This is a genomic window from Pseudomonas sp. UBT (genome assembly GCF_050915955.1).
In the GTDB taxonomy this organism is placed as follows: domain Bacteria; phylum Pseudomonadota; class Gammaproteobacteria; order Pseudomonadales; family Pseudomonadaceae; genus Aquipseudomonas; species Aquipseudomonas antarctica_A.
The window spans coordinates 2,310,271-2,323,011 of sequence record NZ_CP168079.1 but is presented as its reverse complement, the minus strand read 5'-3'; the positions used below and the strand labels follow the sequence as shown (position 1 = coordinate 2,323,011).

The following is a 12,741-nucleotide window of genomic DNA, read 5'->3' as shown; positions in this document are numbered from 1 at the left end:
GGCTTTATCCTCAAGCGGCGCTGGGCGCCAGGCCCTGCATATCAATGGAAGGAACCCGCTGGCCGATCAACTCGGCGAGCAGTTGGCCGCTGCCGCAGGCCAGGGTAAAACCGAGCGCGCCGTGGCCCAGGTTCAGCCACAGGTTGCGGTACGCACAGGCCCCGATCAGCGGCACCCCGGTCGGCGTGGCGGGGCGCATACCGGCCCACTCGACGGCGCGGGTGTAATCGCCAGCACGGGGAAACGTCTCGAGTGCCTGGCGCTTCATCAGTGCCAGGCGCTTTGGCTCAAGGCGCGCATCAAAGCCGACGATATCGACCATGGCCGCCACCCGCAGCTGCTGGCCGATGCGCGCGTAGACGATCTTGCGGTCATAGTCGGTGATGCTCACATTCGGCGCCTGATGCTGCGCGCCAATCGGCACGCTCAGGCTGTAGCCCTTTAGCGGGTAAAGCGGCAGCGACAACCCAGGCAATGCCAATTCAGCACTGCGATGCCCGGCCGCCAGCACCAGCTGCTCGACCGGCATCACGTCATCGCCCAGCACGACGGCCTGCACCACGCCGTCGGCGTGACGCAGGCCTGTGACTTTCTTCCCGAGCAAAAAAGTGCAGCGTCCCGAGGCCTCAAGCCGCGCCGCGAGCCGCCGGCAAAAGGCATGGCAATCAGCAACCTCTTCGTTGGGCGTATAGATGCCACCGACAAAACCACCGCTCGCCAACGCCGGGTCCAGGCGTGCGCAATCGGCGGCCGACAACACTTGCTGTTGCAAGGTATCGGTGACCTTGCTGCGCGCATGCTCAAAGGTGCCCGCGCTGCGAAAGGTCACCAGTTTGCCGTTGCGCCGCCAGTCGAAGCCGTCGAGGCGGTCAGCTTCTCGCCATTGCTCCAAGGTGGTCTGGCTCAAGGACGCCAGACGCAGCAGGTGGGCGGCATTGCGTTTATTCACCGAGCCACGGCAGGCGCCGATAAAGGCCGCCATCCAGCGCCATTGCTGGGGGTCGAGCCGGGGGCGCAGCGTTAGCGGCGAGTCACCGCGCAACAGCCAGCCAATGGCTTGCAACGGTACGCCGGCGTCGGCCAGCGGCGCCACATAGCGGTAGGACAGTTGCCCACCGTTGGCGAAACTGGTCTCGCTGCCCAAGGTGTCGCGCGCTTCAATCACCGTCACCTCATGGCCTGCACGCACCAGGGCGTAAGCACTCGCTAACCCGATGACGCCACCGCCAATGATGCAAACCCGCTTGGCCATTCCCGCCACCCGCTCTTGAATTAACTTGGGCTCAAGCGTAGGGCCAGGTGACAGGCCACCGACAATGAATAAAGATGGGCCACCTATAAACAAAGGTTATGGACGTGCCATGCGCTTGCGTCACATCGAAATTTTCCAGGCCATCCGCCAGACCGGCTCTGTCAGCGCCGCTGCGCAGTTGCTGCATGTCTCGCAACCGGCGGTGACCAAGGTGCTGCAGCACGCCGAGTTGCAGCTGGGCTTCCCGCTGTTTCTGCGGGTGCGCGGCAAATTGCTGCCCACCCCGGAGGCCCTGGCGCTGGAAAGCGAAGTCGAGAAAGTCACCGAGAGCCTGCAAGGTGTGCGACGCCTGGCCAAGAGCTTGCGCCGTGAGCCTGGGCAAAGCGTGCGCATTGGTGCCATTCCGGCGTTGGCCTTGTCGCTGCTGCCGCCAGCGATTCTGGAATGGACGCGCGACTACCCGACCATCGCCTGCGAGCTGTCCAGCGACCATAGCCGCGAATTGGTGCAGAAGCTGTTGATGCGCGAGATCGACCTGGCGCTGACGCTCAACTTCTCCGGCCATCCCGGTTTGACCACGCAAGTGCTGGCCAATGGGGTGTTGGTAGCATTGGCCTCCAAGGGTTATTGGCCAGACGCCGAGATGAGCAAGCCATTGCCGCTGGCAGCGCTCGCGGGTGCGCCGCTGATTGGGCTGTCCAGTGCTGATCCGTTGGCGGCAAAACTCGACAGCTACCTGGAAAACATCGACCCAGCGCCTCGGGTGACGATCGCCGTACAAACCTACTCCCTGGCGCGCGCCATGGTCGAGTCAGGCGCCGGGTTGACGGTAATCGACCCGTTCACAGCCTTGGGCGCCTCAACGGCCACCACCTGCATCCGCACGCTCACCCCGCCGCTGCCGATCACCCTGTACGCCCTGACCCGTGCTGACGAGCCGCCGCCGCATATGCTGGCGAACCTGCTGCAGATCTTCGGCAAACGCGCGCGTGAACTGCTCGAACGCTTGTGAAAACACTACCAATCTAATGTGGGAGCGGGCTTGCTCTCGAATGCGGTGGATCAGTTAGCCTATTTATCAACTGCCACACTGCCTTCGCGAGCAAGCCCGCTCCCACATTTTTTAACCGCGTCGCCTGTTACAGCACGTAGTGCATGATCGCCACGAAGTGCAGCAGGCTGCCGCCGATCACAAACAAATGCCAGATCCCATGGGAATGGCGCAGGCGATCCTCCAGGGCAAAAAAGATGATGCCGACGGTGTACAACACCCCGCCCGAGGCCAGCCAGACAAACCCCGCCGTGCCCAGCGCAGCCATCAACGGCTTGACGGCCACCAGCACGATCCAGCCCATCACCGCGTAGATCACAATCGATAGAATCCGCGCCTCGGAGCGTGGCTTGATCTCTTGCAGGATGCCGATCACGGCCAGCCCCCACACGATCCCAAACAGCGTCCAACCCCACGGCCCGCGTAGCGTCACCAGGCAGAACGGCGTGTAACTGCCGGCGATCAGCAGGTAGATCGAAAAGTGGTCGACCTTCTGCATGATCGCTTTTCGTCGCCCCTGCACGCTGTGATACACGGTAGAGGCGCTGTACAGCACCAGCAACGTAAAGCCATAAATCGCTACGCTGACGATCTTCCAGGGGCTGCCGTCCAGGCTCGCCACCACCAACATCCATACTGCGCCGACAAAAGCTGCAACCGCCCCGACCAAATGGCTCCACGCGTTGAATCGTTCCCCGTGATACATGTGTCACTTACCTCGAATAACCGTTACCGCATGGTTTTACACTATGCACTCTGACGCTCCGGGCGGCTTGGCAGGTAACAACCTTTCTTCATTTGCCCAAACGCACCCGCCGATAGATGATTCGCTTCATCCTGTGGGAGCTGGCTCGCCTGCGATGAGGACCTGTCAGCCACTGAGTATTGGCTGACACATCGCTGTCGCAGCGATGCGGCGATCCGACAAGCCAGCGCCCACATAAAAGCACCCTATCGGTAATCCCCGTGCCCGAGCTTGAACCCGCGCCGCCTCATCCCAGCCTATGGCAGTTGTTTTACAACTTTGCCATGGTCGGCCTGTTCGGCTTTGGCGGCGTAATGCCCTGGGCACGGCAGATGATGGTTGACCAGCGCCGCTGGGTCAGCGAGCAAGGCTTCAATGAGCTGCTGACCACCGGGCAATTCTTCCCCGGGCCCAATATCGCCAACGTCGGCATCATCTACGGCCGGCGCCTGCATGGCTTGCCGGGTGCAATTGTGACCGTGTGCGGGCTGTACCTGTTCCCCTCGTTGATCACCGTGCTCGCCGGTTTCGCCTATGCCAAGTGGTGGAGCAATGACGTGGTGCAGCAGATCTTCGGCGCCGTCATGCCGATTGCCACCGGCCTGATGCTCGGCACCACCCTGCGCCTGCTCAAAGCCATGCCCAGGACGATCGCCGACTACAGCGCCTTTGTGTTGACCTTCGTCTTGATGGCGATCTTCGTATTGCCGCTGTGGATGGTGCTGCTGATTGGCATCCCCAGCTCCCTGGCCTTGAGCTTTATCCGCTCGAACACGGGGGCCGGCTGATGCAAACCGTCCTGCTGCACCTGATGATTCAATGCGCGCTGTGGTCGCTGATGTCGATTGGCGGCAATACCGTAGCCATCAGTGATATCCACCGCTATACCGTCACTGATATGCGCTGGATCACCGATGCGCAATTCGTCGCGTTCTTCGCCCTCTCCCAGGCACTGCCGGGGCCAAACGGCATGTTCCTGGTGTTTATCGGCCAGCAGGCGGCGGGCCTGCCCGGCGCACTGGTGGCGTTGACCGCCAAACTGGTGCCTTGCTCGGTGCTGACCTACGTCGGCGCCGGCTGGCTGGAGCGGCACACCCGGACGCCGTGGGTGCAGCGCGTCAAACGCAGCCTGCTACCGCTCTCCATTGGCCTGATCCTCGCTTCCACCTACATTCTGATGAACAGCCTGGAAAACAACGCGACCAGCCTGGTACTGACCCTGGCCAGCGCCGCCGTGGTGTATTACACGCGGCTGAACGCGATCTGGCTGATCATCCTCGGCGTGGTGCTGGGGCTGTGCAGTTCATGGCTGGGAGCGGGCTGGTTTTAGGGGCACAATCGACGGCATTCGAACCCGAGCCACGGCCATGCTGATCGACGAAGAATTCACCCTCAAGAAGTTGGAAATCTTCCTGGCGTTCATGCGCACCGGCAACCTGGCCCGCGCCGCCGCCGAGCTGCAAACCAGCAACGTCAGCGTGCACCGCGCCATCCACTCGCTGGAAAACGCCCTGCGCTGCCCGCTGTTCAAACACGAAGGGCGCAACCTCACCCCGCTGGAAAGCGCCTATGTGCTGGAAGAGCGCGCGCAAAAACTGGTGGCCGACGTGGTCGACAGCGTGCGCCTGACCCGCGAAGCCGCCGGCTTCTCCGCCGAACGCTTCAAGCTCGGCTCGCTGTATTCGCTAACGGTCAAGACCGTGCCGCAGCTGATCATGGGCCTGAAAATCCGCCGCAGTGAACTGAATATCGACCTGATCCTGGGCTCCAACTTCGACCTGCTCTACAAGCTTAAAAACATGGAAGTGGACGCGATCCTCATCTCCCTCGACGAACACGCCAACGACCCTGACTGCGCGCAGATCGCACTGTTCTCCGATGACATCTTCCTCGCCACCCCGGCCGATTCACCGTTCGACCGCGAGCAGGAAATCGACCTCGCCGACGTGCGCGACGCCACGTTCATCACCCTCACCCAAGGCTTCGCCACGCATCAGGATGGCAACCGAGTGTTCAAGCAGGCAGGGTTTGAGCCGAAGGTGGCCATGCAGGTGAATGACATCTTCACCCTGTTGAGCATGGTCAGCTCAGGCGTGGGTTATGCATTGTTGCCGGGGCGGATTGCGGCGGTGTATGAGAACCGCGTGAAGCTCATACCGCTGCAACCCAGGTGTCGGATGCAGCAGCATATTGGTGTGATGTTTCTGAAGGCCAAGGAGCGCGACCCGAACTTGCTGGCCTTGTTGGCGGAGTGCCGGATGTATGCCAATCGGCAGGCTTGAGACCGCCATCGCAGGCAAGCCAGCTCCCACATTTGAATGTATTCACAGAGCAAAATGTGGGAGCGGGCTTGCCCGCGATGAGGCCCTTACAGCCACCAAAATCAGCCGACCAACCCACGCACGATGAAGTAGAGCAACGAAGGCCCAAGCAAGCACCCAAGCCCGGTATGGAACGTGGCCGTCAACGCGCCATACGGCACCAACCGCCGATCCGTCGCCGCCAAGCCTGCGGTCACGCCGCTGACCGTCCCGGCCAACCCACCAAACACCATCGCCGAGCGCGGGTTGTCCAGGCCCATCCAACGCGCCGCGACGGGCGTGCCGACCATCACCAGGATCGCCTTGATCAAGCCGGTGGCAATCGACAACGCCATCACATCCGACGTCGCGCCAATTGCCGCACCGGTCACAGGCCCAACGATGTAAGTCACGGCACCCGCGCCAATGGTGGTCATGCTGATCGCATCGCGATATCCAAACGCCCACGCCATGCTTGCTCCGACGATAAACGGCAGGATCGTGCCAAGCAGCAAGGCAATCACACCGATCAACCCGGCTTTGCGCGCCTCAGTTGCTTGTACTTCAAAGGCCGTGGCGACAATCGCAAAGTCGCGCAGCATCGCGCCGCCCATCAAACCGATACCGGAGAACAGCGCCACGTCGGCCAGGCCTTTTTGCCCGCCGGTAAGCGTGCCGCCCACCCAGGCCAATACAAGGCCGATAACAATGGCAATCGCCGAGCCATGAATGCGCCCGAAGGTCAGGCGCTTGGACAGCACCACGGAAATCCACATCACCACGCCGACGAACGCAAAGGCGGTGACCAGGCCGTTATTCTCCAGGCCTTTTTCGATAAGTGCCCACATATCAGCGGCCTCCCACGACAGGTGTCGGCGTAATCAGCGGCTCTTCATCGGGCAAGGGTTCGCCCTTGTGGGTGCGGCTGATCAGCGCGATGGTGCAGCCACAAACGACCACAGAGCCAATCGCCGCGAGCACCGCGACCGGGCCGCCGTGCAGGGCGGTGACGACGTTTTGTTGCGCGGCCATCGCGACAACCACGGGGATGTACATGGCACCCCAGAAGCCGACGCCCATCTCACAATCCTTGGTCATGCCGCCGCGTTTTTGCATCCACAACCGCGCGCAGATCAGCAGGATCATCGCGATGCCCACCCCGCCCACGTTGGATTTGACGCCGAGCAACACGCCCAGCATGTCACCCATGATCACGCCCGCGAGCGTGCAGATCGCCAGCAATGCCACACCGTAGATAATCATCGTTGTTGTCCTCAAAGTGCTCGATCGAAATTGTTGTTTTTGTGCTTCGAAAGCCTTGGGTGGTGCTTTATCGGTGGCGGCGCTCCTCCTCTTGCAGCAGGGCCTGCAAGGTGTCCAGGCGTGCGCCTTCACAGGCGATCACCGTGCCTTGTTCAAACACACGGCGTGACAGGCCGGTGAGCACGGCGCCCGGGGGCAGTTCGATTTGCAGGCGCACGCCGCGCTCGTAGGCGCTTTGCACGGTGCCACGCCAGTCGACGACGCGGCACATGTTGAAGGCGAGGTCGTCGCGCAGTTGTTCCGGGTTATGGATTGGCCGCGCGCGCGTGCTGCTCAGGTAGGTAATGCGCGGGGCCTTGAGCGTAACGAACGCTTGGGCCAGTGCCTGGGCAGGCTCTTCCAGCAGCGCGCAATGGGACGGCACGCTGACCGCCAGGCGCTTGGCGACGCCGTTGCCTTTGATGCGTTCGGCAACCCGCTTCATCGCCGCGTCGCTGCCAGCGATGACGGTTTGGTTATCGGCGTTGATGTTGGCCAAATACACCGGCGTTTTTGCGCTGTGGATATCGGCCAGCAAGGTTTCGACGGTGGATAACTCCGGGCCGATCAGCGCGGTCATGCCGTAGCCCTGTGGATAAGCGTTTTGCATCAGTTCGCCGCGCAGGCTGACCAGTTTTACCGCGTCGGCGAAGTCCAGGGCACCTGCGATCACCGCCGCAGGGTAGGCGCCGATGGACAGGCCCGCCACGTAGTCGGGTGTGTGGTGCAACTGGCGGGTATGGGCAACACCGGTGATCAGCAGGCATAACTGAACGGCGCGCGTGTTCGCCAAGGCGTGCGCCGAGTCGAGCAGGCGAACGTCTTCACCCAAGGCGTCACTGGCTTCTTCCAGCACGGCGGCCGGCAGCGCCTGGAGCATCCCCGTGCGTTGGGCGCCCTGCCCCGGAAACACCAGAAGGCTGCTCATGCCACGGCCTGCCACGGGTCAATCACCAGGTGCGCGCCGCCGGTGGTTTTCAGCAGCACACGGCGTGAACCACCGGCCCATTCGCGCAAGGCGACGGCGCCAAACGGGGTTTGCAGTTGCAGGTCCACGGCACACGGCGCCGTGTCCAATTGCGCCAGCAACGTTTGGGCGTCCTTGCGATCAAGCGGCTGGGGCGTGCGCAGAATCAAATCCAGATCGCTCAGGGCATGCAATGCCTCGATACCGCTTGCCAATTCAAAGCCGGCACTGCCGCTCACGCCCCAATCTTGCTGTGCCAACAACGGCCGCAGTTGATCAAGTGCGCGCAACGCCGGTAAATCCCGTGGCGAGATCACGCCGCGCAGGGCTTGGGGCGTCACTCGCCGTTGCACGGCTGCGAGGGGCATCACGGTCGCAAAACGCTGCTCGCGCCGTTGCCCGCGCACGCCGACCGCCACATAGCCCGGCTCAGCAATGGCGCGACGCACCACCACCGGATGGCCGGCGCCAACGGCGTCCACCGCCCACGCCGGCGCATCGGCGGGCAAATGCGCCGGGGTCATGCCCCAAAGCAAATCGTGGGCGTTCACCATTGCTCCCGCAGCAGCTGGCGCACGTGGCTGGAGGCGGCACGATTAGTGGCGCCCAGCCGCCCTTTTAAATCAGGGCCTTCGATATCGTTAATGGCGTGCATCAGGCAATCGCTGACCCGCACCACATCGTCCGCCGTGGGCTGTTCAATCTGGCTGACCGACAAGGTTTCCCAGAGCAAACCGAGGCTGGCATAACTGTCGATGTCATAGGCCATCGGCGGCACGCTGGCGGCCAGGGCTTCCAATTCTTCGACGCTGCGCAGGGTCACCCGCGCCGCCGAGGCTTTGCCCATGGCGTGCACCATCACGCCGGGGTCACGCAAGGCGATCAGGCGATTGGCCTGGTAGCCGTGGGCGAGGAACGCGCCGGACATGGCCTTACCCACCAGCAGTGCAATCACCGGGTGCCCGGCCAGCCGGGCGCGGGCGTAGCTGTCGGCGGCGGCGGCCAGCGCTTGATGGATGCCGAGGGCTTCTTCGCGACGGCCGTAAGCTTGGCTGGGCACATCGACGATGGCGATGATGGGGCGCTTGTCGCCACGGGCGATGGCGTCGTCCACGGCCTTGGCCAGACCCCAGCCTTCGAGCAGGCCGACTTCGCCGTTGCGCGCGCGCGGGAAGCGGTTTTGTGCATCGGTGACCACGGCGATGAAACGCACCGCGTGTTCACCCAACACGCCGTCGGCGACTTTCAGCGAGGCCGGTAAACCTTCCACGGGCGTGGCGCCGTTGCTCAATGCGTTGAACCACTGCAACCCTCTCATGAGCGTTCTCCTTGATACAGGTCGCGCACCGTGGCCGCGTCGATTTGCGGCGCGGCGTCCAGTTCGGCCAGGCGTGTCAGGTAGAAATCGGCGCGGCGGCTGCGTTGTTGTGTAGGCAAGCCTTGTTGCAGCAGTTCAGTGACGGTCTGTTGAATCTGCGCCACATCGTCCGCCACATAACGGTCGGCCAAACCGCTGTTAAAGCGTTGCTCGCCGCCGGTCAGGCTCCAGATAAAGGGGCGGTCGCGGGAGTCGTATTCTTCCAGGCCGGCTTCCTGCTCGATCACCTGCGGGCCATTCAGGCCCAGGCGTGCTTCACGGGTGACGACGAGGTAGCTGCACAACCCGGCAGCAATGGACATGCCGCCAAAGCAACCGACGCTGCCCGCCACTACGCCGATCACCGGCTGGTACTGGCGCAAGTCGACAATCGCCGCGTGGATATCGGCAATTGCAGCAAGCCCGAGGTTGGCTTCCTGCAGGCGTACGCCGCCGGTTTCCAGCAGCAGCACGGCGCGGGTCGGGATGCCCTTGCGGTTGTCTTCAGCCGCCAGTTCCAGGGCGCCAGCGATTTTCGCACCGCCGACCTCACCGAGGCTGCCGCCCTGGAAGTTGCCTTCGATAGCCGCAACCACCACCGGCAATCCGGCAATGCTGCCCTTGGCTATCACCACACCGTCATCGGCCTGGGGCACCACGCCTTGGCGGCTGAGCCACGGTGACATCACGCGCTGGAACGGATCGATCAGCTCGCGGTAAGTGCCGGCGTCCAACAAGGCCTTGGCCCGCTGCCGTGCACCGAGTTCGACAAAGCTGTGTTTGCTGAGCAACTCAGTCATGGCCGATCTCCTCGAAACCCTGCTCCAGGCGCAAGCGCACCACGCCGGGGGTGGCGCCGAAATCGTGGATATCAATCTTCAAGGCTGGGGGCATCTGTTCCTGGAAGATCCGCTCAAACAGATGCTGCCAGCGTTGTTCGGCGCCATTTACCGAGGTCTGCACCTGAATAGTCAGCGTGCCCGGGGTGCCCGGTTCCAGCAGCACTTCCAGGTCACCGGAGCCGACGCAACCCACCAGCGCACGGCCTGTTGGCGGCTGCCCGGCGGGGAATTCAAAGGATAAGGTTTCCATCACAACGCTCCGTCGAGGCGGTCGATAAACAGGCAGGCGGCCAACAGGTCGGCGGCGCCGCCGGGGGACGCATTCAGGGCCAGTAATTGCTGGTCGAGTTCGTGCAGTTGGCGTCGGCCGGCGAGGGTTGCGCTGCCACCTGCATCCAGCACAGCCTGGGCGCCGTGTTGCATGGCGTTGAGGCCCTCGATGCCTGCGCGGTAGAGCACGCAGGTATCGGCCAGGTCGGTCATGATTGCGAGCAAGGCGTCCAGGCGGGCGTTCTGTTCGCCGACATTTTGCTGACGGCTTTTGTGCAGTTGCGGCAGGCCGCGTTGTACAACCGAAGGGAAGCCCAGTTGCGCTTCTTCACGGGCACCGCGTGCGCCGTAACGTTGGGCGACTTGGGCGCCATGGCTCAGCGGTTGGGGCGCGTAGCGGTCATTGAGCAAGGCCAGCCTGGCCGCAGTCAGCGTGATGGCGCGTGGTTCCAGGGCCGCCGCTGCGGTAAGCAAACCGAGTGCCCAGATCGCGCCGCGGTGGGTGTTCACGCCGTTGGTGGTGGTGAGCATGGCTTGCTCACCTTCGCGACCAATCCGCCCGAGGGCTTCGCGCAGCGGCAAACCGACTTCACCGAATTCAAGCGCGGCTTCAGCCATCGCCTTGAACATCGGCCACAGCGACAGCGCCGACGCGTGCATCAGGCCCAGGTGTAAATCGCGATGGGCGCCATTGCCGCGACGGTCGACCAAAGCGGGTTTTGGCGACAAGTCCGCCTCATCGATCAGCGCGTCGACGGCCATGTCCGCCAGACGATCGGCGAGGCTCAGTTCATGCAGTTTGAGGGCGCGCATTTACCAGCTCCTGAACTTGGCGGGCGGGTTGTACAAGCCACCGGACCATTCCACCAGGTCGGCCACGCTCTTGGCGGCCAACAGTTCGCGGGTGGCGTCGGTGCGGCGGATGCCGAGGTCTTCGGGCAACGCGATCAAGCCTTCGCGGCGCATGCGCGCGGTGTCCTTGGGGTTGTGGCGCATGCCGATAGCGGTGACGCCGGCGACAGCGGCGATCATCGCCTGACGCTCTTCCAGGGAGCGCGCCTTGTACAGGTAGGCGATGCCTTCTTCGGTGAGCAGGTGGGTGACGTCGTCGCCGTAGATCATGATCGGCGCCAGGGGCATGCCGCTTTTGCGCGCGACTTCCACCGCGTCGAGGGTTTCGACGAAGGTAGGTTTGCCGCCTTCCTGGAAGGTCTCGACCATTTGCACCACGAGTTTTTTGCCGCGTTCGAGCAAAGCCTCCGGCGCGTCGTCGTGGCGCATATCCAGCCAGGCCGGGGTGCCATGGCGACGACCACGCGGGTCGTGGCCCATGTTCGGCGCGCCACCAAAACCCGCCAGGCGGCCACGGGTCACGGTGGAGGAATGCCCGTCGCCGTCCACTTGCAGGGTGGCGCCGATAAACAGGTCCACCGCGTACTGGCCGGCCAGTTGGCAGAACATACGGTTGGAGCGCATCGAGCCGTCGCGGCCGGTGAAGAACACATCCGGCCGTGCGGCGATGTAGTTTTCCATGCCCAACTCGGTGCCGAAGCAATGCACGCTTTCGACCCAGCCGCTTTCGATGGCGGGGATCAGGGTTGGGTGTGGGTTGAGGGTCCAGTTGCGGCAGATTTTGCCCTTAAGACCGAGGGACTCGCCGTAGGTGGGCAGGATCAGCTCGATGGCGGCCGTGTTGAAACCGATGCCATGGTTGAGCGACTGCACATTGTGTTTTTCGTAGATGCCACGGATCGCCATCATCGCCATCAGCACATGCACCGGCTTAATGTGGCGCGGGTCGCGGGTGAACAGCGGCTCTATGTAGAACGGCTTGTCGGCCACCACCACAAAATCCACCCAGCTGGCGGGGATGTCGACGCGCGGCAAGTCGGTCACGTCGTCCACCAACTGGTTGACCTGCACGATGACGATGCCATCACTGAACGCGGCGGGTTCGATCAGCGCCGGGGTGTCTTCGGTGCTGGCGCCGGTGTAGATATTGCCGGCGCGGTCGGCCATGAAACCGGCCGAGAGCACGACGTTGGGGATCAGGTCCACCACCAGCCGTGCGTAGAGTTCGATATACGTGTGGATCGCGCCGATTTCCAGCAGGCCGTCTTCGAGCAACTGGCTGATGCGCAGGGATTGGGTGCCGGCGAAGGAGAAGTCGAGCTTGCGCGCGATGCCCTTTTCAAACAGGTCGAGGTGCTCGGAGCGGCCGACGCTGGGCATGATCATGTGCAAATCGTGGAGCTTGGCCGGGTCGGCCTTGGCCAGGGAACGCGAGAGGAAATCGGCTTGCTTCTGGTTGTTGCCCTCCAGCACCACGCGGTCGCCAGGCAGGATCAGCGCTTCGAGAGCCTCGACGATCTTGTCGCTGGGCAGCACCGCCCCGTCTGCGTATTTTTTGACCAACCCGAGGCGCCGCTGCTTCTCGTCGCGCCGCCGCGTCCAGCGCGAGTCGGGGGTGATGGTTGCTGTCATGGTCGCTCCACGGGGTTTGCTGTCGTGGGCTTACCTTAGGAGTGAATCCGGGGGGCATCAATCAAGCCCAACGGCGGATCGTTACGGCTGGAGTAACGGATCATCAGCAAACGCTGAGTTCGAGCCGAATGAAGATCAAAATGTGGGAGCGGGCTTGCTCGCGAATGCGGT

At 63.1% G+C, this 12,741-nt stretch carries 15 protein-coding genes; 4 read left to right on the top strand and 11 right to left on the bottom strand.

The genetic code is table 11. The features are described 5' to 3' along the window. Positions 1-10: 10 nt before the first annotated feature. The gene (locus ACDZ94_RS10650) at positions 11-1,252 is read right to left on the bottom strand and encodes a D-amino acid dehydrogenase (protein ID WP_432751432.1); all 1,242 of its coding nucleotides are present in this window, start codon (positions 1,250-1,252) and stop codon (positions 11-13) included. A gap of 109 nt (positions 1,253-1,361) precedes the next feature. On the opposite strand from ACDZ94_RS10650, the gene ACDZ94_RS10645 reads away from it, so the two are divergent. Further along, positions 1,362-2,264, top strand: coding sequence for a LysR family transcriptional regulator (locus ACDZ94_RS10645; RefSeq protein WP_221295821.1), 903 nt, complete (start codon positions 1,362-1,364; stop codon positions 2,262-2,264). A 127-nt stretch (positions 2,265-2,391) separates the two neighbouring features. Here the strand turns inward: ACDZ94_RS10645 and trhA are convergent, their stop codons facing one another. After that, positions 2,392-3,009 (bottom strand): PAQR family membrane homeostasis protein TrhA, encoded by a 618-nt coding sequence (gene trhA / locus ACDZ94_RS10640; RefSeq protein WP_064454521.1) that lies wholly within the window; start codon positions 3,007-3,009, stop codon positions 2,392-2,394. Positions 3,010-3,269: 260 nt separating this feature from the next. Between trhA and ACDZ94_RS10635 the strand changes: the two genes are divergently transcribed. Genes ACDZ94_RS10635 through ACDZ94_RS10625 form a run of 3 tightly spaced genes read left to right on the top strand, consistent with a single transcriptional unit; the run spans position 3,270 to position 5,330 of the window. Beyond that, on the top strand, positions 3,270-3,836 hold the full coding sequence (locus ACDZ94_RS10635; RefSeq protein ID WP_221295822.1) for a chromate transporter: 567 nt from the start codon (positions 3,270-3,272) through the stop codon (positions 3,834-3,836). Continuing rightward, positions 3,836-4,378 (top strand): chromate transporter, encoded by a 543-nt coding sequence (locus ACDZ94_RS10630; RefSeq protein ID WP_064454523.1) that lies wholly within the window; start codon positions 3,836-3,838, stop codon positions 4,376-4,378. Before ACDZ94_RS10635 ends, ACDZ94_RS10630 begins: the two co-directional genes overlap by 1 nt. A 37-nt stretch (positions 4,379-4,415) precedes the next feature. Further along, positions 4,416-5,330, top strand: a complete 915-nt coding sequence (locus tag ACDZ94_RS10625) for a LysR family transcriptional regulator (RefSeq protein WP_432751431.1) — start codon at positions 4,416-4,418, stop codon at positions 5,328-5,330. A 101-nt stretch (positions 5,331-5,431) separates the two neighbouring features. Here ACDZ94_RS10625 and madM read toward each other — a convergent pair whose 3' ends face one another. The 9 genes from madM to mdcA form a co-directional block, all read right to left on the bottom strand. Continuing rightward, positions 5,432-6,196: a malonate transporter subunit MadM gene (gene madM / locus ACDZ94_RS10620; RefSeq protein ID WP_064454525.1), complete on the bottom strand. Its 765-nt coding sequence runs from the start codon at positions 6,194-6,196 to the stop codon at positions 5,432-5,434. A gap of 1 nt (position 6,197) precedes the next feature. After that, positions 6,198-6,611: a malonate transporter subunit MadL gene (gene madL, locus ACDZ94_RS10615; protein WP_064454526.1), complete on the bottom strand. Its 414-nt coding sequence runs from the start codon at positions 6,609-6,611 to the stop codon at positions 6,198-6,200. A gap of 67 nt (positions 6,612-6,678) precedes the next feature. Then, the gene (mdcH, locus tag ACDZ94_RS10610; RefSeq protein ID WP_064454527.1) at positions 6,679-7,578 is read right to left on the bottom strand and encodes a malonate decarboxylase subunit epsilon; all 900 of its coding nucleotides are present in this window, start codon (positions 7,576-7,578) and stop codon (positions 6,679-6,681) included. Beyond that, positions 7,575-8,171 (bottom strand): malonate decarboxylase holo-ACP synthase, encoded by a 597-nt coding sequence (locus ACDZ94_RS10605; protein ID WP_064454528.1) that lies wholly within the window; start codon positions 8,169-8,171, stop codon positions 7,575-7,577. The genes mdcH and ACDZ94_RS10605 overlap by 4 nt, the downstream gene beginning before the upstream one ends. Continuing rightward, on the bottom strand, positions 8,165-8,935 hold the full coding sequence (mdcE, locus tag ACDZ94_RS10600; RefSeq protein ID WP_432751430.1) for a biotin-independent malonate decarboxylase subunit gamma: 771 nt from the start codon (positions 8,933-8,935) through the stop codon (positions 8,165-8,167). The genes ACDZ94_RS10605 and mdcE overlap by 7 nt, the downstream gene beginning before the upstream one ends. Continuing rightward, positions 8,932-9,774: a biotin-independent malonate decarboxylase subunit beta gene (locus ACDZ94_RS10595; RefSeq protein ID WP_432751429.1), complete on the bottom strand. Its 843-nt coding sequence runs from the start codon at positions 9,772-9,774 to the stop codon at positions 8,932-8,934. The genes mdcE and ACDZ94_RS10595 overlap by 4 nt, the downstream gene beginning before the upstream one ends. Further along, positions 9,767-10,066 carry a malonate decarboxylase subunit delta gene (locus ACDZ94_RS10590; protein WP_053258458.1) on the bottom strand — a complete coding sequence of 100 codons (300 nt, stop codon included), beginning with the start codon at positions 10,064-10,066 and terminating at the stop codon, positions 9,767-9,769. The genes ACDZ94_RS10595 and ACDZ94_RS10590 overlap by 8 nt, the downstream gene beginning before the upstream one ends. Next, entirely contained in the window at positions 10,066-10,899 is an 834-nt protein-coding gene (locus tag ACDZ94_RS10585) for a triphosphoribosyl-dephospho-CoA synthase (RefSeq protein WP_221295827.1), read from the bottom strand. The genes ACDZ94_RS10590 and ACDZ94_RS10585 overlap by 1 nt, the downstream gene beginning before the upstream one ends. Then, positions 10,900-12,570: a malonate decarboxylase subunit alpha gene (gene mdcA, locus ACDZ94_RS10580; protein WP_432751428.1), complete on the bottom strand. Its 1,671-nt coding sequence runs from the start codon at positions 12,568-12,570 to the stop codon at positions 10,900-10,902. It lies immediately after the preceding gene. Between the last annotated feature and the right edge of the window lie 171 nt (positions 12,571-12,741).

Excerpts from the sequence above, each read along its gene's own strand:
- mdcH (WP_064454527.1), bottom strand. The coding sequence starts at position 7,578 with ATGAGCAGCCTTCTGGTGTTTCCGGGGCAGGGCGCCCAACGCACGGGG.
- mdcA (WP_432751428.1), bottom strand. The coding sequence starts at position 12,570 with ATGACAGCAACCATCACCCCCGACTCGCGCTGGACGCGGCGGCGCGAC.
- trhA (WP_064454521.1), bottom strand. The coding sequence starts at position 3,009 with ATGTATCACGGGGAACGATTCAACGCGTGGAGCCATTTGGTCGGGGCG.
- madM (WP_064454525.1), bottom strand. The coding sequence starts at position 6,196 with ATGTGGGCACTTATCGAAAAAGGCCTGGAGAATAACGGCCTGGTCACC.
- ACDZ94_RS10650 (WP_432751432.1), bottom strand. The coding sequence starts at position 1,252 with ATGGCCAAGCGGGTTTGCATCATTGGCGGTGGCGTCATCGGGTTAGCG.
- ACDZ94_RS10590 (WP_053258458.1), bottom strand. The coding sequence starts at position 10,066 with ATGGAAACCTTATCCTTTGAATTCCCCGCCGGGCAGCCGCCAACAGGC.
- madL (WP_064454526.1), bottom strand. The coding sequence starts at position 6,611 with ATGATTATCTACGGTGTGGCATTGCTGGCGATCTGCACGCTCGCGGGC.
- mdcE (WP_432751430.1), bottom strand. The coding sequence starts at position 8,935 with ATGAGAGGGTTGCAGTGGTTCAACGCATTGAGCAACGGCGCCACGCCC.
- ACDZ94_RS10645 (WP_221295821.1), top strand. The coding sequence starts at position 1,362 with ATGCGCTTGCGTCACATCGAAATTTTCCAGGCCATCCGCCAGACCGGC.
- ACDZ94_RS10625 (WP_432751431.1), top strand. The coding sequence starts at position 4,416 with ATGCTGATCGACGAAGAATTCACCCTCAAGAAGTTGGAAATCTTCCTG.
- ACDZ94_RS10630 (WP_064454523.1), top strand. The coding sequence starts at position 3,836 with ATGCAAACCGTCCTGCTGCACCTGATGATTCAATGCGCGCTGTGGTCG.
- ACDZ94_RS10585 (WP_221295827.1), bottom strand. The coding sequence starts at position 10,899 with ATGCGCGCCCTCAAACTGCATGAACTGAGCCTCGCCGATCGTCTGGCG.
- ACDZ94_RS10605 (WP_064454528.1), bottom strand. The coding sequence starts at position 8,171 with ATGGTGAACGCCCACGATTTGCTTTGGGGCATGACCCCGGCGCATTTG.
- ACDZ94_RS10595 (WP_432751429.1), bottom strand. The coding sequence starts at position 9,774 with ATGACTGAGTTGCTCAGCAAACACAGCTTTGTCGAACTCGGTGCACGG.